This window comes from Segetibacter koreensis DSM 18137 (assembly GCF_000374045.1).
Lineage (GTDB): Bacteria > Bacteroidota > Bacteroidia > Chitinophagales > Chitinophagaceae > Segetibacter > Segetibacter koreensis.
The window spans coordinates 193,016-217,163 of record NZ_KB893381.1 but is presented as its reverse complement, the minus strand read 5'-3'; the positions used below and the strand labels follow the sequence as shown (position 1 = coordinate 217,163).

Below are 24,148 nucleotides of genomic sequence, written 5' to 3'. Positions count from 1 at the left end.
GATAGAAAAGTGGTAAACAAAAACCTTTGGGGTTGGGCAGTTACTTATCGTCGAAAAAATAAGCGTTATGACCAAAGAACAAAAAAACGAAGCAATTGAAGTTCTCAAAGAGAAATTCAATCAATATAATAACTTCTACGTTACAAATACAGAAGCATTATCTGTAGCACAGGTAAATAAACTGCGCAAAATATGTTTTGACAAGAATGTAGAAATGAAAGTGGCTAAGAACACTTTAATTAAAAAAGCTCTTGAAAATATTGATTCTGCAAAATACTCAGGCGTTTTTGATAGCCTGAATGGTGTTACAGCACTACTGTTTAGCGAGAATGCTAAAGAGCCTGCAATGATCATCAGTAGTTTCCGTACAGATAGTAAGGGAGACAAACCGGTTTTAAAAGCGGCGTTCATTGATACTGATGTATTTGTGGGAGACGATCAACTCGAGGCTTTAAAAACACTAAAAAGCAAACAAGATCTTATCGGGGAAATTATTGGATTGTTGCAATCTCCTGCTAAAAATGTTATCAGCGGCCTAAATGCTGGTGGTAAATTAGCAAGCCTGATCAAGGCTTTGGAAGACAGACAACCACAAGAAGCGTAATTAAATATCAAACTTATTCAACCAAGCCTGAAGGTTGAAATACACAAATTTTTTTAATATACCCGCCGGAGCACAGGCAATGAAGGCGGAAAAAATTTGAAACAATGGCAGACTTAAATGCGTTCGCAGAACAACTGGTTAACTTAACAGTAAAAGAAGTTAATGAATTAGCTAAAATTTTGAAAGATACTTATGGTATCGAACCTGCTGCTGCTGCTGTAGCTGTAGCTGGTCCTGCTGCTGGTGCTGGTGCTGGTGCACCTGCTGCTGAAGAAAAAACTGCTTTCGATGTAATTTTGAAAAGCGGTGGTGCAGCTAAACTACAAGTAGTTAAAATCGTAAAAGAATTAACTGGCTTAGGTTTGAAAGAAGCTAAAGACTTAGTGGATGGCGCTCCAAAACCAATTAAAGAAGGTGTAGCTAAAGCAGAAGCTGAAGAAATTGCAGCTAAACTAAAAGAAGCTGGAGCTGATGTAGAAGTAAAATAATTATTTCATACTTTCTGAATTAACAAAAAGCCGGCAAAATTTTGCCGGTTTTTTGTTTTATGCACGTACTTTCTTTTTCATCCCCGTTTTTGAGTAGATCTTTAAAAGTACTTTTAATGAAAAAGAATCTTATTCGCCAAATTATTGTCAGGAAACTTGCACTTCTTTAAAACATGCTATATTTTAGACTTGGCAACGCTTGGTTAGTATAATCTATCGAAATTCCCATTTCTTCTACAGAAACGCTCTAACCTGTCCCGATTTAAACACCTTTTCTCATATCGTTATTTCTCAATTTATATCTAACATTTATAAATCGACACGTTATGGACAAAAATTCAAATTCTCTTAATTGGTTCGAAATTCCTGCTGTGGATATTGAAAGAGCTACCCAATTTTACGAAACTATTTTTGATGTTAAAATGGAAAGGTTCCCTGACATGATGGGCATGAAGATGGTTGGATTTCCTGCCGATATGGGAAACGGAAAGGTTTCGGGAGCATTGGTGCGAAGTAATAATCACAAGCCTTCGATGGAAGGGTGTATCATCTACCTGAATGCAAATCCAAACATTCAGACAGTCATAGACAGAGTTGAGAAAGCAAATGGAAAAGTGTTGGTGCCAAAGACACAAGTAAGTCCGGAAATTGGCTATATGGCCTTCTTTGCAGATACAGAAGGAAATAGAATTGCTTTACACGCACAGAATTAGCACCAAAATCAAAAAGGCAAAAAAACTTTCCTTAAATCATTATTTGCCAAATATTTTTATCACGCCATTTACCCCAGTTTTTCATAGCAGAATTTAATTGTATTTTCAAATTACTGATATTGGTTTTTTTGCCCTTTTTGGGAGCAAGCAATGTAGTCTCTTTTACATCTACCAGTTCGACCTTAGTTGCAAACCATGTGGTATTTAATCTTGGAACAGCAATTCCCAGAATCATTCCGGGCAAGCCTGAAAAAGACTCAGGTCCGCCTGAAGTGACAATCTGATCTGTAAAAAAGGCAACAACAAAAACAGAATCCATAATGATAGCTGTTGCTTTTCTACATTCAAAACCTGCGATTGTTCTTGTATCTGCAGTTATTTTCCAACTCATTTTTCTAACGCTATCTTGTATATTGTATATATCATCAAACACGGTTTTCTGGCTGATTGCATTTTGCTGTTCCAGGTCTGTAAAAACAATATTATCTGTAGCAGGCCCATCAAACCACTCAGGCACTTTTTGTGCGGAAACTACTTCACGGCCAGGTGTATAGACGGTTTTATTGCCATTGAAATATAAATCAAAATAAGAGGTTTTTGAGGCGGGCAGCATTTTCTTCATCATATTTCGCCAACTCTCATCTTCTTCGTTATCCAATTGTTTATAAAGATTTACTTTTTTTTCGAACTCTATTTTACCTTTTACAATAAAGGGTGTTTGCGCTGTTACTTTTAAAAGCATAACAGTAAACAGTAATGTAATTATAAGTTGTTTCATAATAAATTTCTATGGCATTGGCGAGGCGCCTCCGGGATTTTTAGAAAAGTTCCAGGTAAAGGTTAACTGGAAGTAACGGCGCAAAGTTTCATAAGTGTCTTCCCGTAAAATATTGGAGTTAAGGTATCTTTGATATCCACGGTTTTTATCGAGAATGTCATTTACACGCATACTTATCATCCCTTTATCGTTTTTAAACATTTTCCTTCCTAAGTAAGCATTCCAAAGTATAACGTTATTATTTCCTGTAAACAGGTTAGTTTTTTGCCTGAAATTTGCCTCTACATTTGAATTTATTTCAAATTTATAAGGTAGCGTTACATTCAAATACAAGTTATGGCTCTGGGTAAAATAATTTGTTTTTATATTGGGATTGACGGTTGAAGTGGAACTGTTGTAGTTGATGTTGCCATAATAGTTTATGTCATATTTCTTTTCTTTATTTTTATAGGTTCCGAAGTTGAAGCCGTAGCTGTTGTTATTTGTCCTGTTTTTAATACTGGTAAGAGCATTGTTATTTAGTGTGCTTACGATATTGTTATACCTGCTAATGTTGATGTTAAAACCAAAATTGAAAGAAAGATCAATTTTTTGTATTTTAAAGTTGTACCCTCCACCTGAGTAACCGTTATAGTTTCCATTAAGGTTTACATATTGGTATGTTCTGATACCTGCAGAGTCTCCGCTTGTAATAGTTGTTTCATTTGTACTTATCGAATTAGAAGTTGTATTAAACGACCCGTAAATGTAAAAGCCACGTTGCTTTAAAACTTTATACGAGTTAAGGTTAAAATTGAACCGGTGATTAAATTCCTGCTTTAAGTTCGGGTTACCGATTGCTACATTCAATGGATTTGTATTGTCCCTGACAGGTTGTACCTGCTCAATTGACGGTTGTCTTGTGCTGCCATTGTAATTAATATTAAAACGGCTCGTCGCATTGAACTTATACATAAAATTAGCCTTTGGAAAAAAGTTGGTGTAATTGTACCTGTTTTCTGATTGGTGCAGAACATCTGTTTGTTTAAAGTCTGCCAGAGCTATATCTCCCCCGGCCGAAGCAGTTGTTTTTTTGCCGTTGTACCTCCAAACCATGCCACCACTGTTCGTAAGAACATAATATTTATAATTATTGCTGAAACTGTCGTTTAAATTTTCATACTTGCCTGATCCATTTCTGTCATAAGACAGTTTTTTAGATTCGCTGTTGCTGACCCTTACCCCATAGCTAACCTCAACAAATACATTTTTTACGACAGGTTCTGTATAAGCAAGTCGGGTATAATATCCAGAATTTATAATATAATTTACTTTCTTTTGATCAACAGTATCAATATTTTTAAGTTCAACTTTATCATAAAAATTATTGACAGAATATAAAAAACCTGTTGTATTTGTAGCTTTACTCTGCTGGTCAAAAGCAAGAGAAACCGTTCTTCCAGGCTTTTGAAAACGGTGTCGAAGAAGAAAATTGGTGTTTAAGCTGCTGTTGTCTCCAATCGCAGAAGTGTTACGGTTGCTTTCTATTTTATTGCCAAAATTATCTAGTGACTGACTGCTATAACTGGTAAAGCTGTTTTGGTTACCCGCATAGCCATTGGCCTTAATTTTTATAGATGTAAAACTGTCTACCTGGTAGTCATAAGTTCCGTTTAATGAGTGTCTTTGCTTAGTGCTATATGCAGTGCGGCTTTCTTTGTTGTAAAATACATTGCCGGGTAATATAGATTGTGAAACGGTGTTGCCACCGCCAATAGTATTTAATTTATTATACCTGTAACTGCCGTTAAAATTCTGCTTATCATTATCAAATTTTCGTGAATACTGCATTCCCCCACTCCAGCTTGTGGGTAATCCCTGGCCGTAGTAAGAACTGTTATTGAGGTCATCTTCATTATTAAAACTAAAAAAGAAACCCCCATCCTCATCATATTCCATGTTGTTGTTTTCGCCGTATTTGCTGTTCTCTTCCCAGCTCAAACCAGTTTTGCCTGTACTGCTCATAATGCCATAAACCGATAATTTTCTCTTCGCCTTAAAGCTGTTAGCCATTACATTATTATTCCACCTGTTTTTAAAGTCAGATGCTAATTCTACTTTTCCAAAATATCCTTTCTTTTTGTCTTCTTTAAGGGTAAGGTTTAATGTCTTCTTTTTTGTTCCATCATCTATTCCTGTAAAGGCCGCCTGGTCGCTCTTTTTATCAAAAACCTGTACCTTTTCTATCGCATCTGCCTGCAGGTTTTTTGTTGCCATTGTCGGGTCATCACCAAAAAATTCTTCACCGTCTACCAGTACCTTTTCGACCTTTTCTCCCTGGGCGGTTATCTTTCCGTCTTTATCTACCTGTAGCCCCGGCATTTTTCGCAGCATCTCTTCTACACTTGCACCTGCATGTACTTTAAAACTATCGGCGTTATATTCCAGCGTATCGCCTTTCATCCTTACTGCTGCCACTTTTTGTTTCACCAAAACTTCTTCCAGCAGTTTTGATTTTAAAGTCATTTTTACAATGCTAATATCTGCTGCAGTATCTGCTTGCAAGGTTAGCGGGTAAATATAATCAGCGTAAGCAGGATAAGATATCATTAAAAAAAAATTGCCCGCAGGCAAATTCTTCATCTCAAAATTGCCGCTTTTATCACTTCGTGTAAATTTTACCAGTACAGAGTCTTTTTCTTTAAGTAGAGAAATGACAGTATTTGATAGATTTTGTTTGTTTAAGGTATCGGCAATACTTCCTTTAACGCTAGCACGTTGTGCCAAAACGATTGTAGAACAAAAAAAGGAAAAGAATAAAATAGCAGAAGCTTTTTTCACGCAGACAATTTTATTGGTATTGGAAAGTATAAAAAATAAAACAAAAGGCTACAGAAACAGGAGGAAAGGTTATTACTAATGATGAATGGTGAACGCTGAATGAATAAATCATAAAACATGTTTAGATTGATTTAGATTAAGAAAATGAATATTTCCATAAAAAGGTTGATAACTAGTTGCTCCTGAAACAGAGCAGGGTAAAATTTAAGCAATCGATAGGCTCATCATATTTTTTGAGTAATTATTATTGAATAAGCCGGTATAAAGGTTTTTCAACTGAAGTTCAATTGTGCGGAGTAAATAAAATGATTGCTTTATATAATAAAACTCGCTAGCTTAGTACCAAACAACTAAGTTTATTTGCTATGAACCAAATCGAAAAGCTAGCCATAATCCAGGAAGATTCCTGGTTGGATCCATACATGTATGATGTTCACGAACGATTTGAGCGTTATAAAAGAGCACGCAAAGAAATTGAGGATGCAGAAGGTAGCTTACTCAACTTTGCCAGGGGACATTATTACTATGGTATCAACTTCGACCAAAACAGAAATGGATGGACTTATAGAGAGTGGGCGCCGGGAGCTCATGGTTTATGCCTAATCGGCGATTTTAATAACTGGGACAGAACTTCTCATAAACTTGAGAGAAACGATAAAGGAGATTGGGAAATATTTCTTCCCTATGACAAATACAGAGAAACTTTTGTACATGGCAGTAGAGTAAAGGTAAACGTACAAGCTGGAAATGGTTCGAAAGACAGAATTCCCGCATACATGCGCAAAGTAATTCAAGACCCTGAAACGTATGATTTTGCCGGGCAGTTATGGTTCCCTGAAAAAGCCTTTGAATGGACCGACAGCAATTTTGACCTGGCTGAAAATTTTCAGCAACCTATTATTTATGAGTGTCATGTAGGTATGGCACAGGAACATGAACGGGTTGGGACCTATAGAGAATTCGCCGACGAAATTTTACCAAGAATAAAAGAAGGCGGATACAATGCTATTCAATTAATGGCAGTAATGGAACATCCTTATTATGGATCATTTGGCTATCATGTTTCCAATTTCTTTGCTCCGTCTTCACGGTTTGGAACTCCTGAAGATCTTAAATACCTTGTAAATAAAGCGCATAGCCTGGGAATTACTGCCATTATGGACATAGTACATTCTCACGCTGTAAAAAATCTTGCGGAGGGATTAAATGAATTTGATGGAACTGATCACCAGTATTTTCACAGTGGCGGCAGGGGTTACCATGAAGGCTGGGACTCTAAATTATTTGATTATGGCAAATGGGAAGTAAAAAAATTCCTTCTGTCAAACGTAAGGTATTGGCTGGAAGAGTTTCATTTCGATGGCTACCGTTTTGACGGAGTGACCTCTATGCTTTATTTTCATCACGGCTATACTTCTTTCGATCATTATGATAAATATTTTAAAGAAGGTGTTGACTGGGATGCCGTTACTTATTTGCAATTGGCAAATGATGTAATTCATGAATTTAAAAAGAATGCATTATCTATAGCCGAAGATGTAAGTGGCATGCCAGGATTGTGTAGAAAGCCGGAAGAAGGAGGTTGTGGATTTGACTTCAGGTTAGGCATGGGAATACCTGATTACTGGATTAAAATTTTGAAACATAAAACAGACGAAGAGTGGGATATATATGAAATGTGGGACGTTCTAAGCAATCGCCGTTATAAAGAAAAAACAATTGCATATGCGGAATCGCACGACCAGGCACTAGTGGGAGATAAGAGCATTGCTTTCTGGCTAATGGATAAAGAAATGTATTTCCACATGCGTTTAGATGATCCAAACCTGATAGTTGACCGCGGAATAGCGTTACATAAAATGCTTCGGCTGTTTACTATAAGTCTTGGAGGTGAAGGTTATCTGAATTTTATAGGTAACGAATTCGGTCATCCTGAATGGGTTGATTTTCCGCGGGAAGGCAATAACTGGAGCCATCATTATGCAAGAAGACAATGGTCGCTGGTGGATAACAGTGAACTCAAGTACCAGTACATGGCTAACTGGGATAAAGCCATGATACATATCATTAAGGAAAATCAAGTACTTGCCTCGCAACGTGCAAGACAGATACACCTTGACGGAAATAACAAAGTGATAGTGTTTGAAAGGAGTAATCTGATTTTCATTTTTAACTTTAGTCCTGCTAATTCCATTTTCGGTTACAAGTTCTGGGCACCTGAAAAAGGTACGTATCAAATTGTACTTAATTCTGATAAAAAAGAATTTGGAGGATTTGAAAGGGTGGACGACAGTATTGATTATCCAACAGACGAACATCAAAACGTAAGCGTCTACCTTACCAACAGAACTGCGTTGGTTATGAAGAAGAAATAAAATAAAAAGATATTAATAATAAAAACTCATGTCGTTATAGGGCATGGGTTTTTTTATTATGTGAAAATTGCGCCGGGTACACCGGGTAGATGGTGGCCGAAACCGAGGTAAAACAAGGACAAGCTTCACAAAAATCTTTACATTTTTATAAAGCAACCGACAGATATAATAAATAATTTATTTCAATTAATGCAGGAAATGCTTTTCTTTATTTTTTAAAAAATACTAATATGGCCGAAAAAAAGAAAAATCCAATTATAAAGAAAGAAACAACCAATCCAACGCCTACTGCTAAGAAGACCCCAGTTGCGAAGAAACAAGCTGATAAGGGCACAGCTTTAGATAAAAAAAACTCAGCTACTAAAAGACAAACCGATGTAACAGAAGCATCAATAAAAAAACCTGGAGCTTCTAAGAAACATGTTGCCGTGCCAGCGACAACTAAAGAAGTTTCAGCTTCTAAAAAAGAAATTGATTTACCTGCATCTTCAATAAAAAAAGCCTCTGCTGCTAAAAAACAAGCTGATGTGCCGGCACCGCCTGTAAAGAAAAGTTCAGCTACGAATAACAAGGCAGTTGCTTTACCAAAAAAAGGGGTTCTTTCTAAAAAAGAGATAGATATATCTGCGCCTGCAGTTGAAAAAGTCTCAAAGGTCAAAGCCGAAGTTATCGTTTCAGACAAGGTAGTTGCTAAATCCAGGAAGACTAAAAAAGTCGAAGGTTTAGCAACTTCTGTGGCCCAAAAAACACAAACTGTCATAACAGAAAAAGAGCAACAACCAATCAAAGAAAAATATGAGGATGCTGCCTTTATCGATACTTCAAAAAACGTCTGGAATTATTCTCTATTCTCTGACGACGTCATTACAAATTTTCAACACGGCACCTTATATAATGCCTATCAGTACTTTGGTAACAAACAGATTGAGGTGTCGAATAAAAAAGGAACATATTTTTCAGTTTGGGCTCCAAATGCAACATATGTAACAGTGATTGGTAATTTCAATGACTGGGATAAGCATTCACATCCTCTTTTTGTACGTCTTGACAGATCAGGCATTTGGGAAGGATTTATACCAGATGTGTTGGGGGGCGAAGTTTATAAATATCACATTCATGGTTATAACGGCGTTCAAATTGATAAAGGAGATCCTTATTGCCATTTCTGGGAAAAAAAGCCTTTAACAGCTTCTATTACCTGGGACACAAATTATGATTGGAAGGATGAACAATGGATGAAAAAAAGGGCAGAACATAATTCGCTTAGTGCTCCGTGGTCAGTATATGAAGTTCATCTTGCCAGTTGGATGCGCCCCAGCAGGTATGATGAAGAAAGTTATAATTCTTACGTGCAAATAACAGAACGGCTCGTGCCATACGTAAAAGAAATGGGCTTTACGCACGTAGAACTTATGCCGGTAATGGAGTTTCCTTTTGATGGCAGCTGGGGTTACCAGGGTACCGGCTATTATGCCCCTACGAGCCGCTTTGGCTGCCCACAAGAGTTTGCTGCTTTGATAGAAGCCTTTCATAAAGAGGATATAGGGGTTATTTTAGATTGGGTGCCCTCACATTTTCCTTATGACTCGCATGGCTTATTTATGTTTGATGGTGCGCATACTTATGAATACGCAGACATGCGAAAAGGCTTTCATCCCGATTGGAACTCGTACATCTTCAATTATAAAAGGGGAGAGGTAAAATCTTTTTTAATAAGCAATGCAAGATTTTGGTTCGAAAAGTTTCATATTGACGGCATAAGAGTAGATGCGGTATCATCTATGTTTCGATTAGATTATAGTCGCAAGGAAGGTGAGTGGGAGCCAAACGAATCGGGAGGTTTTGAAAACCTCGAAGCAATCGCTTTTATAAAAGAAATGAATGAAATGGTTTACCGGGATTTTGAGGGAGTTCAAACCATTGCAGAAGAATCTACAGACTGGCCGGGAATATCGAAACCAATTGCTGAGGGAGGTATTGGATTTGGCATGAAGTGGATGATGGGTTGGATGCATGATACGCTCAATTACTTTAAACGAGAACCAGTACACCGGCCCTGGCACCAGGATCAGTTGACCTTTAGCATGGTGTACTATTACCATGAAAATTTCATGTTGCCTTTGAGCCATGACGAGGTAGTGCATGGCAAGAGTCCTATGATTTATAAAATGCCTGGCGATATATGGCAGAAGTTTGCAAACCTGCGGTTACTATATACTTATATGTTCACTCATCCCGGCGGGAAACTTCTCTTTATGGGTGATGAATTTGGTGACACCAGCGAATGGAACTATAAGAGCGAATTGCAATGGAATTTATTGAGTGAAAGTTCTCATCGCTTGCTGCAGCATTGTGTAAAAGATTTAAATCACTTGTATAAAAAGGAACCCGCGCTTTACGAAAAACAATTTGATTCGGAAGGATTTGAGTGGATCGATCTTAATCACCGGGATCAATGCATACTTGTTTATAAACGCAAGGGCAACCAGGAAAAGGATGACCTGCTGGTTATTTTAAACATGAAGCCGCAACCATGGTACGATGTTGAAATAAATGTAAAAGGTAAAAAAAACTGGAAAGAAATCTTTAATAGTGATTCTAAAGATTATTGGGGAGCAGGAGATGTTTATAACCCAACGGTAAGATCAGAGGTTATAGATACAGAAGAAAACACATACAAGCTTACGCTAAATCTTCCTCCTTTAGCAGGAATAATTTTGAAGTAAGAAGTACTTAAATGACTTATTCCTTATATAAAATGATAAAAATAAAAATGGCGGTTTAGTCGCCGCCATTTTTACTGCGTATAAAAAGCAAGAGTTATTGCTTTGATTTAACCAGTTTTAGCATTACTCGTTCATTTCCTTGCAACGCCTCGATGAAGTAAAAACCCGCGCGATAATTATCTCCTATTCTTGTACTTCCGTTAGCTGCGATGTTACTTTTTACTTCCACTATTCTTCCCGTTGCATCTATTATTTTAAGGCTCACAGGCTCGTTATTGTTACTTTTGAAATTGACGGTGAAATAGACAGGAGAAGGATTTGGTGAAGCAGTAACAATTAGCCTTCTTTCTGCTGAATTCACTTTAGTATCAGTTATTGGCCTCTCTGCCATTATTGCTGGAGGGTTGGTAACGGTTACTGTAATGCTTTCTGTGTCTGAAAGCCTGGGTGAACCATTATCTGTAACTTTTACGGTAAAGGTAAAGCTACCGGCAGTGGCAGGTGTCCACGAGAAAACGCCGGAGCCTGTGCCTATACTCGCGCCAGACGGAGCATTTACCAAAGAGTAGGTTTTTGTCTGACCCGCATCTACATCAGTGGCAGTGGCAGTAAAGGTTAGTTTAGAACCTTTCACTACAGTCTTGTTTCCGATATGATTCAGCACGGGAGCATCATTTACCTGTGTTATTGATATATACACTTTTGCAGGAGAAGACGTTTGACAACCCCAGGTAGTAGTAAAATAAAATGAATCTCTGCCAGCGTAATTAGCTTTTGGGGTATATGTTCGGATAGCCCCTGTGCCGGTAAGTGTACCATTTTTAGGTAGGGTACTTATGGTATACGTGAGTGGTATGCCTCCAATACCTGTTAATGTGATCGCTTTTGCCGCATCTTCACCATCTGTTATACTTTGAGCAACAGCTTTGGGATCTGCCTTCTGAACCACCAGGCTTCCGAGCGGAGTGCCGCCATCTGTCGCTGGATTTAAGTGACGTAAAACAGTAAAGGCCTTAGAGGATGTAAGTTTAAATATAGTGCCGCCATTGTATGTGCCGCCCTGGCTTGTAAAGCCATAAAAAGCACCATCTGACGCTTGCGCTAAGTTACCTCTTGGATAACCGCCTTCCTTTGCATTCGAAAAATTATGCAGAACTGTTAATGTGCCGGTTGGGGTTATTCTAAATGCAGTTCCATAACCATACGTGCCACCATAAGTGGTCAGGCCATAAAAGTTGCCATCTTTCCCAACTAGAAGGCTGTTACCATAAGGGTTACCGCCCGTGACAGAATAACTGAAGCTTTTAATAACTGTAAAAGTACCCGTTGGAGTAATTTTAAAAATAGTGCCATAACCACCTGGACCGCCAGCATAACTCAAACCATAAAAGTTACCATCGTTGCCTTTTACCAGGCTGCCGTATAGATAGTACCCATCAGTATTAGGGCTTAAACTTCGTAATACTGTAAATGTACCGGTAGGTGAGATTTTAAAAATAACGCCATAATTATTTGCGCCCCCCTGAACAGTTGTGCCGTAGAAGTTACCATCATTGCCTTGTACAAGACTGCCCTCAGGGTAACCTCCGGTTGTGTAATAATCCAGGTGTTTGAGCACCGTAATAGCGCCGGCCGGGGAAATTTTTAAAATAGTACCATAACCTTTAGAGCCGCCCTGATAGGTAGTGCCATAAAAGTATCCATCGGTACCTTGTACCAGGCTACCTTTAGGTCGCCCTCCATTGACGGTTAATTCTAACGACCTAACAGTAGCGAAATAACCACTGGTACAAAGTTTAAAAATAGTGCCGTAGCCGTAGTTGCCACCCTCCTGCGTTGTGCCATAAAAATACCCGTCTTTGGCTTGTAAAAGGCCTTCCTGTGGATATATGCCTTTTGCATCATCCGGGAAGCGCGCCAATACGGCAAAGCCGCTACCTGTAGATGAGATTTTAAAAACAGTGCCGCCGTTATAATAACTGGTGCCACCCTGGTAAGTCAAACCGTAGAAGTAACCATCGCTACTCTTATACAAGCTTCCATAAGGGTTACTGCCATCAGTGGTATTTTTTAGATGACGTAAAACAGTTATGGAACCGGTGGGTGTAACCTTAAAAATAGTACCATTTCCGTTAGTGCCTCCCGCCGAAGTCAAGCCATAAAAATTACCATCAGCTCCCTGTAGGAGATTGCCTCTGGGGTAACCTCCGGTGGTATAATAATCTAAATTACCGAAAACTTTAAAACTTCCTGCCGGGGTTATTCTAAAAATCGCGCCATAATATTTACTTCCCCCATAGTAAGTCAAACCATAGAAATTACCATCATTGCCTTTTATTAAACTACCAGTTGAATTGGATCCGTCTGTAAGAGTATAATTAAGATTGTGCAAAACAGTAAGAGTTCCAGTTGGAGTTATTTTAAAAATAGTACCGTAATTATTTGTGCCTCCCTGGTAAGTCACGCCATAGAAGTTACCGTCATTTCCCTGAACTAAACTGCCATAAGGATAGATACCCGTAGTTGTGGCCAGGTTCTTAAGCACTGTAAAAGTACCGGTTGGTGTAACTTTAAAAACAGTGCCATACCCCCCAGTACCTCCTTTTTGTGTCAGACCATAAAAGTATCCATCGGTAGCTTTTATTAAACTGCCGGAAGGATAACCGCCGGTGGTATAGTAATCTAGGCTTTTAATAATGGTCAGCGTGCCAGTGGGCGTAATTTTGAAGACAACACCATAACCCTTGGCACCACCACTTGAGGTGAGGCCATAGAAACTACCATCTGTAGCGTTTAGTATTAAACTGCCGTAAGGATAAGCGCCAGTGGTATAATAATCTAAATTCTTAATAATGTTTAGCGTACCAGAAGAGGAAATTTTAAAAATAGTTCCATAACCTTTCGTTCCACCACTAGAGGTCATCCCATAAAAATAACCGTCGGCGCCTTTCACAAGGTCGCCATGTGGAGAATATCCTGCATTTAAGAAATTCCGGTGAAGTAGAAAATTGCTGCCCGTGGTTTTTATACTGAAAGCTGTGCCTGCTCCATTTTGGCCACCAACGGACGTTAATCCCACCAGGATGTCTTGGGCGAAAGAAGTTGCAGATGTTGCAAGCGAGAAGGACAGGTAAATGCAAATGGTTTTGAAGCAATTAAGAAACTGACCGAATCGTTTTTTTTGGATCAAATCTTTCTTTGCCATACCCACGGCAGTTCGGAATGAAAATACAGAGGGGCTCATAAAAACATATTTTAGTTGTTTAAAAAATAAATTTTAAAAGCAGGGAAGCATGTAAATTCTGTAGAACTTCGGGAAGTAAGTCTGATAGTATATTGGCAAAAATGTGTTAATAGGATATTGAGTGACAGGCGAACACAATACCATGAAGAAGTAAAGACAATGAAAAGTAGATAATATTTTTAATATTTGCAATAGTTTCTGCAAATATCTGCCCGTATTGGTGCCCCTCAATTATGGACGGTATGGTAAAATTTGAAATTGGAATTTATCTTTTCTCATTTTGTTTTTGAAGAAAACTTTCAAACTGTTGCAAGGTAAAACTGCTTAGATTTTGTTGTGAAGTCAACCCTCCTTTTTGAGCTGCCAGCACACCGTATTTTATATCGCCGAATGCATCAACTGCATGTGCATCAGGATCAATAGATATGAGAACGCCTTTCTCTATTGCATAAGGAATATGTCGCCAATCCATATCAAGACGGCGGGAGTGCGCATTTAATTCGATTACTACGTTATGTTTCGCACATGCATCTATAATCTCTTTGTGGTTTACCGGGTAGCCATTGCGGCTCAACAACAATCTACCGGTCATATGACCGAGGATCGTCGTATACGGATTAGCTATAGCTTTCAGTAATCTTGTCATAGCTTTCTCCTCAGTCATCTTTAAATTAGAATGTACGGAAGTAATGACAAGGTCAAATGCAGAGAGAATGTTATCGGGGTAATCTAGGCTGCCATCATTTAAAATATCTGATTCTATACTTTTAAATATTTTAAACGGTTTGTATTTTTCGTTTAGCTCATCTATCAATTCATGTTGTGCTTTTATTCGGTCCGGGTATAAGCCTTTTGCATAAAAAGCGGACTGCGAATGATCACTGATAACAAGATATTCAAAACCTTGCTGTATTGCCCCTTGCACCATTGCTTCAATTGTATCGCCGCCGTCGCTCCAATTGCTGTGGCTATGTATTATGCCACGAATATCTTTTTGCTCAATAACATCAGGCAAAGTATGTGCAGCGGCTAGTTGTAAAACATAAGGCGATTCACGTAAAAAAGGCGGAATAAACTGAAGCGAATTTTGCTTGAATATCTGCTCTCCATCTACATAATTTTCTCCGGGCTTCCAGCCGTACTTTTCTGTAAAGGCAGTAAAAAATTCTGGACTGCAGCTTCTAATAAATAATTCACCAATGAGACTGTCAGCGGGCGAATAATAAAACTCAAGGTTAACATTGTCAGCGCCGCGTACAGAAAGTATAGTGTCTGTTATATTTACCTCATATTCCTGCTCTCTAAAAAATGTTTCTAAAACATGTAGATCTATATCTGTTACCCATTCAAGTTTATGTATCACTTCTGCATGGCGAATAAAATCACCTGTAATTGAAAATGTGTTTGATGGGAAAGTTTTTTGAAGCCTTTTGGTAAATGCAGGAGCATATTCTTCTATCTGCCTGTATAGGTGACTGCCCTGGCTGTTAAGGTAAAACCGTATCGCATCGCCGATGTTTTGTTGTGTCTTCGCTCCGAAGCCTTTGTACAGCAATAACCTGTTTTCTTCGCACGCGTATAATAATTCGCCAATACTTTCTATTCCAAGCTCTTTCCATATCACAGATATTTTCTTAGGGCCCAACCCCTTTATCTTTAACAAATCGAAAATGCCTGCCGGCGTTTTGTTGATGTACTCATCAAGACCAGCAAGTCTTCCTGACTCAATTTGTTCGATTATTCTTTTGCCAATGGTGGCTCCTATACCTTTAATCGCATAAATTTTTTCTGCTGAAAGTGTAGAAAGTTGTACAGGAAGTTTTTCTATAGTATATGCCGCCGATGAATATGATTTGGCTTTAAAACTATCATCTCCATGAATATCTATAAGTTTGGAAAGTAATGAAAAGTTATCAGCGATAGCATAATTATTCATAGAGGTAGTTTAGCGCAACGAAGGTAAAAACCAAAAATGTGATTACATCAAAAACCCTCAATAATTGAGGGTTGGTATATAAAGGAGTAAAAGGGTTTAGCCCTAAAAGTAGCCGTTCAACTGATCATTCTCTTTAAGTTCGTCCAGCCCTTCGGCAGTTAAAGGTTTATTTATAAAATCAATAACTATATCATACCTGTTTGCTCTTAAAAAATCTTCAGGGTTTACTGTTGAAGATAAAATGACCACTTTTGTTTCGGGTATTCTTTCAGCGTACTTCATCAAATAATCTTCGAGAAAATCCCATCCGTTCATGACAGGCATGTTAAGATCAAGGAAAATTACTTCAGGTGGATTTGGTTTTGGACCAGTGTTAGTTTTTGAAAAATAAGCAGAAAACCATGCTAACCCTTCTTTGCCATTTTGCGCTGTGATAACGTCTTTTGCAAACCCCGATTTTTTAATTACCATGTCACAAAGCACAAGAGTGATTTGATCATCATCTATGCAGAATACCTTGTTTATCATAGATATCAGTTTTTAAAGGTGATGATGAAAGTAGTACCTTTATCTACCTCACTTTCAACATCTATTCCTCCTCCCATAACCCGTATTTGCGAATTTACCATATACAGACCTAATCCTTTGCTATCGGCATGGTTGTGAAAACGCTGATAAAGGCCAAATATACGATCTTTATTTCTTTGCATGTCAATGCCCAGGCCATTATCTGAGAAGTACATCTTTATTCCCCCGTCAATTTTTTCTGTTCTGATTTTTACCTGTGGATCACGTTTTGGTGAGCTGTATTTTACAGCATTTGTGATCAGGTTTAATAAAATACTTTCAAGATACGTCCGGTTAAATTCTACTTCATAAGCATCATCAAAATCAGCTATGATAGTCATGCTTTTTTGATCGATGGTGTTTTGTACCGATTGCACAACTTTTTCGAATGTCTTTCTCAAATCAAGTGTTTCCTTCTTAGAGTCGCTGCTGTTTTTAACGAGTAGGATATTAATGAGGTCATTAACCGTTTCATTTAACTGTATCGTACAATCTTCAAAATTTTTCAAGAGCATCTTTGTCATGGGATCTGAGATCGAAGAAGTGTCAAGCAATTTAATGATCCCTAAAAGGTTACCCAGCGGTGAGCGAAGGTTGTGAGAAGTGATGTACGAAAACTGCTGCAGGTCGCTATTGTTTTGTTTTAATTTCTCAATAAACATTTCTTTTTCGATCTCATTTCTTTTTTGTTCTGTTATGTTTTGAGATGCGATAAGAATTTTATTAATCTTTCCATCGGTTTCATACAATGGTACTGCACTTATCATGTAGCTCAGGTTGTCATAGGCTGCTTCAAATACAACGTTATTGTCGGCAAAAACCTGCATAAGCTTATCATAAACTTTTTCTTTTTCCGGAGAATGAAAATGCGAAGTATATGCTGTATTTTCGAAATAAGATGCATTAGTTCCGGGAATGTGAAATTCTTTACCGGCAATATATAAAATGGTAAGATTTTTATTTAAAATGGCAACTTCACCATTAGGAAAATTCTCTGAAATGGTTCTAAACATTTGTTCGCTTTCACGTAGCTGTTCTTTAGCCCTGTTCCTTTCTGTTACATCATGTATAACTGCAAGGCAGGCATTTTGCCCGTCAATTATAATTTCATGCGAACGCATTTCCACATCTATAATCTCCCCGTTTTTTTTTCTGTGTTTATGATCGATGGAGTAAAGGCCGTTTCTGCTGACGTTATAATCACTTATTGAAATCGGTTGGTTTACATCTTCACTGCCTGGTTCCAACTCATCAATAGTCAGTTTTAAAAATTCATCTTCTGAATAACCGTAATGTCGTACAGCTGCCTCATTTACCTTTAAAAATTGATGTGATGCATTATCATATGCGCACATTGGCAATGGATTGTGATCGAACAGCAACTTATATTGTTCCTCGGATTTTTTTAGACGGGCAAAAATCTTACTTCTTTCAATTCCATATTGAATGCTTTTTGCCAATACCGCAGGCGATGAATCATCCTTTACAATATAATCCTGTGCTCCTATTTGTAAGCTTTCCAGTGCAAGTTTTGTGTCACCTAAGCCGGTTAAAATAATAATGGGAACCTGTGGCGCTTTTAAATTAATGGAGAGAAAAGAGTCTATACCCATTCCATCAGGCAAAGTAAGGTCTAAAAGAATAACATCTATATTTTCATTTTCTAAAAATTCTATTCCTTTTAGTAAAGTATCTGCATGAAAAATAGTTGCTTTTGGAAAACTTTCTTCCAGGTATTCATTTACCAGTATAAAATCTCCGGGATTGTCTTCTATGACTAATAATTTCAGGAGAGTTTGTCGCATTTTCAATTTTTAGACGGTAGTTTAACAATGGAAATCCAGAAATCTTCAATCATTCTCACTACATCGAAGAACTTGTTAAAATCTACCGGTTTTGATATAAAACAATTAGCATAGTTATTATAGGCATCAGCAATATCAGACTGATTGGAAGAAGTGGTCAACATGACCACGGGGATTTTTTTTAACCCGGGGGTAGTTTTTATAAAATGAAGCACCTCCTTACCATCTACCCGTGGAAGGTTGATATCGAGCAAAATTAAGTCAGGCAAAAGCTCTTCGACATTTTCAAACGCTTTTGTAAGATAATTGATCGCTTCTTCTCCATCTCTGCTTACTGAAACTTTGTTTTTTATATTGGCTTCTGCCAGCGCTTCCTTTGTAAGCACAATATCTCCTTCATTATCTTCTACGAGTAAGATGTGTGCGTTTTTCATCATATTGGCTCTAATTTGGGTTTAGGTAATGTAAAGTAAAAGGTGCTTCCATGTTCGGGGGCTGAAGTAACCCAGATTTTCCCACCATGTTTTTCCACTATTTTTTTACATATGGCTAAACCTATTCCTGTTCCCGAATACTGTTCTCTTTTATGTAAACGTTGGAAAATAATAAATATTTTCTGAAAAAACTTAGGATCAATACCTATTCCGTTATCAGTGATGGCAAATTTATAGTAGTTAATATCTTCTTTATAAGTGATATCTATTATTGGAGGTTTTTCACTTTTGTATTTAAATGCATTTCCAATCAGGTTTTGAAACAATTGTAAAATTTGAGTTTTATTACCCTTTATTAACGGAAGTTCTTCACTATTTATTGTGCCATCAGTTTCAAGCAGCAGATTTTTATATGTTATCCTTAAATCATCAATTATTTCATTTACATCAACATCTTCTTTTTCTATAACGCTCGAGTTTACTCTCGAATATTCAAGAAGATCTAAAATAAGGCGTTTCATTCGCTCGGCTCCATCCACTGCATAGGCAATGTATTCATGCGCCTTTTGGTCTAATTTGTCTTTATATCTTTTCTCAAGCAATTGTAAAAAGCTTGTGACCATCCGTAAGGGTTCTTGCAGGTCGTGTGAGGTAACATAAGCAAACCTTTCCAATTCGGCATTTGATTCAGATAATTCTCTTGCTCTTTTTTCCAAATTCTGATTCAATTGCTGCAGCATATTTTCATGGATCTTCCTTTCTGTGAGATCCTGCATAGCGCCAATCATTCTTACAGGAGTTTTATTCTCATCATATATGGTATAGCCTCTTGCGGAAATATACTTATAAGTGTTTTCGCCAATCTTAAACCTGTATTCATCTTCCCAATGTGATTCTAATCTAAGTAGATGATCCTGCAGTTTGCTTTCTATCCTTTCCCTGTCATCAGGATGTAGATTTTTTAGCCATCCATCCATTTTTTTCATTACTGAAAGATCTTCAATCTGAAACATGCGCTTTACTCCTTCGCCCCATTCTACCTCGTTTGTTTTCAGATCAAGGTCCCAGATAGCGTCAAATGTAGCAAGGCTTAGAAATTTATATCTTTCATGAATCTTTATAAGTTCCCTTTCAGCCTTTAACTGTTGTGTACGGTCAATTGATAAAACCAGCTTAGCCCGGGTTCCCTGAAATTCTATAAAATTTGAAGTTATCTCTGAATGGAATATTTCTTTATTTTTCTTTTTGTGCTTCCATACTCCTTTGTGATCTTGCCTGTAATAATCTTTTTGCTGATATAACTTTTCAAACTTTACCACCTCTTCGTCGTCAAGCAGATCTTTAACGGTTAAATGTAAGAGCTCCTCGTGTGTGTATCCGTAGTGGTTTGCAGCCGCGTCATTTGCCTCTAGCAACTGATATGTTTCTACATTGTATATCCACATTGGCAAAGGGTGGTTTTGAAATAGAATCCTGTATTTTTCTTCAGATGCTTTTAACGCTGCCTCTGCGGCTTTTTTTTCCGTAGCATCACGCGCTATACAATAATATTTCTGGTCTTCTTCTTCCCATTTTGATGACCATATTAATCTGGCAAGTGAGCCGTCTTTTCTACGATACTCATTTTCAAAATTTGTAGTAATTAAACCATTTTTAATATTATCATAAGCTTCAATGGTGCGAGGTATGTCTTCCTCATGTACAAAATCTATGTAGCTCTTGCCAACCAGTTCTCGCGGTTCATAGCCTAAAATGGGTTTGCAGGCCTGGCTTACTCTTGTAAACATCCCTTTCGAATCAAGGACACAAATGATATCTAGGGAAGAATTTAATACTTTTTTTAATTTACTTAGGACTGATTTAAATCGGGTTTCCCTTAAACCGAGTGTAGTGCGAATGGTCCTGTTTTCCTCTTCCTTCTTGCTGAACGACGGTACACCTAAAATTTCAAATCTCTCCACTACCTCCTTGTCATTATCCAATACACACACGTTCCAATTTAGATCTAAAATATCTTTCCCCGTTTGTAAAGGAATTATTGCAGTATGAAGATTGTGACTTGTTTGTTCAGCTTTTTCAAAAATGTTCTTCCAACGTTCCTGATCAGCTATACTAAAAATGTTTAGAAAGGTTTTCTCCTGACCGTTGTGATCCAGGATATTTTGAAATTTCTTGTTGCAGCTTACAATATTTAGCCGAGAATCCAATGTAATATAAAAGCAGTTATCAGCTTTTTGCAGTATTTGGGAAGTGCAAATGTTTTTCATATAATTAGATTAATATGAAGATAGGGGTTTATTACTTTACAGGGCAAAGTGTGCCTCCAGAATTTCCCTAAGTCATTTTATCCGACTATGTGAAAAGATATAAAACAGGTTTTAAGGCAAATAATTGTATAAAAAGCAGAGGTGGCAATAACAGGAAAAATATTTTATTCAATATTTTTATTTAAAAGCAGCACAATGAGGAAATTATAAGTCTTGAATGAATCGGAAATATTAGTTGAAATAAACTTTTGTTTCTATTATTAATGATTGATATATATAGGCGTCTGCTGACGACAATTTATAAAGTGGCTTTTCTTGAAAAGAAAGCTTAAAAAAACTAATTGTTAATGCAACAAAATGTAGATCTATCTGTATATATTTATTAAACAATTTTAATAACTGCTGTTTATGAAAAAAGTTCTGCTCTTTTTGTGTTTTATTACGCTATTATCTATCCCCTCATTATTGTTTAGCCAGGCAAGAACAGTAACCGGAAAGGTAGCAGATAATAAAGACAACGCTCCTCTTGTAGATGCAACGGTGTCTGTTGTAGGAAAACCAGTAAGTGTAAAAACAAAAGCCGATGGCGCTTTCACTATTAACGTGCCGGAAGGAGCTACCCAGCTAAAAGTCACGTATGTTGGGTATACAGATCAAACCGTTGACATTCCTGCTTCTAACAATGTAACTGTTGCTATGGCTGCTTCTTCTCAAAATCTTAATGAAGTGGTTGTTATCGGTTATGGATCGGTTCGTAAAAAAGATGCAACGGGGGCGTTGACTTCTGTAAAAGCAAAGGATTTCAACCAGGGCGTTATTGCATCGCCTGATCAATTGCTACAAGGCAAGGTTCCCGGCTTGGATATTACTACAAATAGTGGCCAGCCAGGTGCTGCTACTACCGTTAAAATAAGGGGTAATAATTCCATAAGAGCTAATAATAATCCTTTATATGTTATAGATGGCGTGCCTTTGGACGGAAGAACCGCCCGACCCAGCCTCGATTTTGGTTCAGGAGGTTTTGGTCCTACACCAGAGTCAAATCCTTTGCTCTATATTAATCCCGCTGATATTGCCCAAATCGATGTACTTAAAGATGCGTCTTCAACTGCAATTTATGGTTCGAGAGGTGCTAATGGTATTATTGTTATCACTACAAAAAGAGGTACGTCATCTGGAACAAAGCTGGAATTTGGTGCGAGCGTCGGAGTGTTTGCCGGATATATGAAAAAGTACAAACTTCTTAATGCAGATGAGTATAGATCTGCGCTCCATAAATATACTTTAGATACGTTTTCTACCTCATATGATCACGGCGGATCTGTAGATGCGTTGAAAGCAATTACACAAAACACATTGACACAAAATTATAATCTTGCAGTAAGTGGTGGAAATGAAACCGGAAAGTTCCGTGCCTCATTTTTAGGTTCCAGAACACCTGGCTTTATTAAAAAGACCTCTTTAGACAAATACCTGGGTAATTTCTCAGGTGGCTATAAATTTATTGATAAACGCTTGTCCATTGATTTTGGTGTGATAGCCGGACATACCACAGAGCATATGGGTCTTATAAGCAATACTGCTGGTGCTGCGGGTAATTTAATGAGCTATACCCTAAACTGGAATCCTACTGCGCCGTTTTATGCCAGTAATGGGATGTACAATTTGACCGCTAATTCAATTCCTAACCCTGTTGCTGTAATCGATGGTGTGGATGATGTGGCGGATGTAAACGTTTTTTTAGCAAATATTTCTGCAGGAGTTAAAATAACAAAAGCTCTTGAGTACAAATTTTTATATGCAATTAACCATGGCGCCGGCGTAAGAAACTCAAACATAGGAGGATGGCTAGAATCGATCCAGGACATTTCAGGTACAGGAATAGGAGCTATATCCCACGCAACTTTAACTTCTCAAACATTCACCCACACTTTAAATTATAATGCGGACCTGACCAGCAATTTAACGTTAAATGCTGTGGCAGGCTATGAATATTGGAAGACCGCTTACTCAAATTCGATTGTATCTGCAACCGGATTTAATACAAACCTAGATCAGGCAAACAGGATTCCTATACTTTATACTGATTTTTTGCAAAACGCGAGGACCCAAAATCCTTTAAGAACGACAGTAGATCCTACTACTGAAATTCAGTCGTATTTCGGAAGGGTTAATTTAAGCTTATTAAGTACGTATATATTAACAGTTACAATGAGGGCTGATGGTTCTAATAAATTTGGTAAAAACAACAAATACGGTTACTTTCCTTCCGTAGGTGCAAAATGGCTGATAAGCAATGAAGGATTTTTGAAGGGTAATACGACAATAAGTAATTTGGGACTGCGCGGTTCCTGGGGTATCACAGGTAACCAGGAGTTTCCGGCAGGAGCTTCACTTGAACAATTTACTTCGGGAGGTTATAACAGCATTGGACAAAGCAATGTTGCTAATCCTGATTTAAAATGGGAAAAGACCACTTCTTATAATATTGGCTTAGATTACGGCTTATTAAAAAATAGGATAACAGGTTCTATTGACTATTATTATAAAAATACAACCGATCTTCTTTTTCAAAGTACAGCCATTCAGCCAGCTCCGGCTTCTATTTTCTTTATCAATTTGCCTGCTAACCTTGTTAACCAGGGTGTGGAATTTTCGATTGGTGCAGCGATTGTTTCGCATAAGAAATTTGGATGGGATGCCGGCTTTAATATAGCTTACAATAAGAATTTGTTGAAGAATTTTGCCCAGGCTCCTATTGCAACCGGACGAGTTGACGGTAATGGTGTTTCAGGTGCATTAGCCCAAATCATTGCAAATAATTATCCGGTGAACGAATATTACCTGAAGAAGTTTAATGGTTTTGATCAGAGTGGTCAGCAGATTATTGACGATAATCCCGTGTATGCAGGAGACCCAAACCCTCGCTATATAGTTGGTTTTAGCAATACGCTTCGATACAATAAACTTTCATTAACCATCAACGGCAGCGGCGCCTTCAAATACTTAATATACAACAATACTTTTAATACGATTACTAACATAAGCCAGATTGCGAAAGGGCAGAATATTGCGGCGGCTAATGTAAGTAGTGCCGAAAGTGTTAAATCGGGGGTTGCCGCATCAACAAGATATCTTGAAAGTGGGAATTTCTTTAAAATGCGAAATGTTTCTTTAACCTATGCAGTTGGAGATGTCGGTCGTTACATTAAGAATTTAAATGCTTTTGTTAGCGGTACTAATTTGTTTGTAATAACAAAGTTTACCGGGTTTGACCCTGAAGTAAATGTTGATAAGAGTAGTAACGCTTATCCTTCCAGGAATATGGAATATCTGCCTTATCCTACTCCAAGGACAATATCTTTTGGCTTTAATCTCGGCTTGTAAAAAA

General features: G+C 37.7%; 14 protein-coding genes. 6 read left to right on the top strand and 8 right to left on the bottom strand.

From position 1 onward, the window contains the following. Positions 1-67: 67 nt before the first annotated feature. The 3 genes from rplJ (at position 68) to B154_RS0124875 (ending at position 1,805) form a co-directional block, all read left to right on the top strand. Positions 68-604, top strand: coding sequence for a 50S ribosomal protein L10 (rplJ, locus tag B154_RS0124885; RefSeq protein WP_018617076.1), 537 nt, complete (start codon positions 68-70; stop codon positions 602-604). A 104-nt stretch (positions 605-708) separates the two neighbouring features. Further along, positions 709-1,092 carry a 50S ribosomal protein L7/L12 gene (rplL, locus tag B154_RS0124880; RefSeq protein WP_018617075.1) on the top strand — a complete coding sequence of 128 codons (384 nt, stop codon included), beginning with the start codon at positions 709-711 and terminating at the stop codon, positions 1,090-1,092. A gap of 326 nt (positions 1,093-1,418) precedes the next feature. Further along, positions 1,419-1,805, top strand: coding sequence for a VOC family protein (locus tag B154_RS0124875; protein WP_018617074.1), 387 nt, complete (start codon positions 1,419-1,421; stop codon positions 1,803-1,805). Between the two features lie 31 nt (positions 1,806-1,836). Here the strand turns inward: B154_RS0124875 and B154_RS29715 are convergent, their stop codons facing one another. Further along, the gene (locus B154_RS29715) at positions 1,837-2,583 is read right to left on the bottom strand and encodes a GLPGLI family protein (protein ID WP_018617073.1); all 747 of its coding nucleotides are present in this window, start codon (positions 2,581-2,583) and stop codon (positions 1,837-1,839) included. A gap of 9 nt (positions 2,584-2,592) precedes the next feature. Beyond that, a complete protein-coding gene (locus tag B154_RS0124865) occupies positions 2,593-5,403 on the bottom strand; it encodes an outer membrane beta-barrel protein (protein WP_018617072.1) in 2,811 nt (936 codons plus the stop codon). 365 nt (positions 5,404-5,768) lie between these two features. On the opposite strand from B154_RS0124865, the gene B154_RS0124860 reads away from it, so the two are divergent. Together B154_RS0124860 and glgB are read left to right on the top strand one after the other, a co-directional pair. Beyond that, positions 5,769-7,778, top strand: a complete 2,010-nt coding sequence (locus B154_RS0124860) for an alpha amylase C-terminal domain-containing protein (protein WP_018617071.1) — start codon at positions 5,769-5,771, stop codon at positions 7,776-7,778. Between the two features lie 230 nt (positions 7,779-8,008). Beyond that, a complete protein-coding gene (gene glgB, locus B154_RS29710) occupies positions 8,009-10,504 on the top strand; it encodes a 1,4-alpha-glucan branching protein GlgB (RefSeq protein ID WP_018617070.1) in 2,496 nt (831 codons plus the stop codon). 94 nt (positions 10,505-10,598) lie between these two features. Here glgB and B154_RS0124845 read toward each other — a convergent pair whose 3' ends face one another. The 6 genes from B154_RS0124845 to B154_RS31080 form a co-directional block, all read right to left on the bottom strand. Beyond that, complete coding sequence (locus B154_RS0124845; protein ID WP_018617069.1) at positions 10,599-13,748, bottom strand: choice-of-anchor tandem repeat GloVer-containing protein; 3,150 nt, start codon at positions 13,746-13,748, stop codon at positions 10,599-10,601. A gap of 265 nt (positions 13,749-14,013) precedes the next feature. Next, positions 14,014-15,684, bottom strand: a complete 1,671-nt coding sequence (locus B154_RS0124840) for a DNA polymerase/3'-5' exonuclease PolX (protein WP_018617068.1) — start codon at positions 15,682-15,684, stop codon at positions 14,014-14,016. A 102-nt stretch (positions 15,685-15,786) separates the two neighbouring features. Continuing rightward, positions 15,787-16,212, bottom strand: a complete 426-nt coding sequence (locus B154_RS0124835; RefSeq protein ID WP_018617067.1) for a response regulator — start codon at positions 16,210-16,212, stop codon at positions 15,787-15,789. A 5-nt stretch (positions 16,213-16,217) separates the two neighbouring features. Continuing rightward, positions 16,218-18,056, bottom strand: coding sequence for a PAS domain S-box protein (locus B154_RS31085; protein WP_018617066.1), 1,839 nt, complete (start codon positions 18,054-18,056; stop codon positions 16,218-16,220). A 2-nt stretch (positions 18,057-18,058) separates the two neighbouring features. Continuing rightward, positions 18,059-18,493, bottom strand: a complete 435-nt coding sequence (locus B154_RS0124825; RefSeq protein WP_018617065.1) for a response regulator — start codon at positions 18,491-18,493, stop codon at positions 18,059-18,061. After that, on the bottom strand, positions 18,490-20,757 hold the full coding sequence (locus B154_RS31080) for a PAS domain S-box protein (protein WP_018617064.1): 2,268 nt from the start codon (positions 20,755-20,757) through the stop codon (positions 18,490-18,492). Before B154_RS31080 ends, B154_RS0124825 begins: the two co-directional genes overlap by 4 nt. A gap of 408 nt (positions 20,758-21,165) precedes the next feature. Between B154_RS31080 and B154_RS0124815 the strand changes: the two genes are divergently transcribed. Next, entirely contained in the window at positions 21,166-24,144 is a 2,979-nt protein-coding gene (locus B154_RS0124815) for a SusC/RagA family TonB-linked outer membrane protein (protein WP_018617063.1), read from the top strand. The last annotated feature ends 4 nt before the right edge of the window (positions 24,145-24,148 follow it).

What these genes read in the sequence shown, in the direction of transcription:
- rplL (WP_018617075.1), top strand. Translation starts at nt 709, where the DNA reads ATGGCAGACTTAAATGCGTTCGCAGAACAACTGGTTAACTTAACAGTA.
- B154_RS0124840 (WP_018617068.1), bottom strand. Translation starts at nt 15,684, where the DNA reads ATGAATAATTATGCTATCGCTGATAACTTTTCATTACTTTCCAAACTT.
- B154_RS0124875 (WP_018617074.1), top strand. Translation starts at nt 1,419, where the DNA reads ATGGACAAAAATTCAAATTCTCTTAATTGGTTCGAAATTCCTGCTGTG.
- rplJ (WP_018617076.1), top strand. Translation starts at nt 68, where the DNA reads ATGACCAAAGAACAAAAAAACGAAGCAATTGAAGTTCTCAAAGAGAAA.
- B154_RS29715 (WP_018617073.1), bottom strand. Translation starts at nt 2,583, where the DNA reads ATGAAACAACTTATAATTACATTACTGTTTACTGTTATGCTTTTAAAA.
- B154_RS0124815 (WP_018617063.1), top strand. Translation starts at nt 21,166, where the DNA reads ATGAAAAAAGTTCTGCTCTTTTTGTGTTTTATTACGCTATTATCTATC.
- B154_RS0124825 (WP_018617065.1), bottom strand. Translation starts at nt 18,493, where the DNA reads ATGATGAAAAACGCACACATCTTACTCGTAGAAGATAATGAAGGAGAT.
- B154_RS0124860 (WP_018617071.1), top strand. Translation starts at nt 5,769, where the DNA reads ATGAACCAAATCGAAAAGCTAGCCATAATCCAGGAAGATTCCTGGTTG.
- B154_RS0124845 (WP_018617069.1), bottom strand. Translation starts at nt 13,748, where the DNA reads ATGAGCCCCTCTGTATTTTCATTCCGAACTGCCGTGGGTATGGCAAAG.
- B154_RS31080 (WP_018617064.1), bottom strand. Translation starts at nt 20,757, where the DNA reads ATGAAAAACATTTGCACTTCCCAAATACTGCAAAAAGCTGATAACTGC.
- B154_RS31085 (WP_018617066.1), bottom strand. Translation starts at nt 18,056, where the DNA reads ATGCGACAAACTCTCCTGAAATTATTAGTCATAGAAGACAATCCCGGA.
- B154_RS0124835 (WP_018617067.1), bottom strand. Translation starts at nt 16,212, where the DNA reads ATGATAAACAAGGTATTCTGCATAGATGATGATCAAATCACTCTTGTG.
- glgB (WP_018617070.1), top strand. Translation starts at nt 8,009, where the DNA reads ATGGCCGAAAAAAAGAAAAATCCAATTATAAAGAAAGAAACAACCAAT.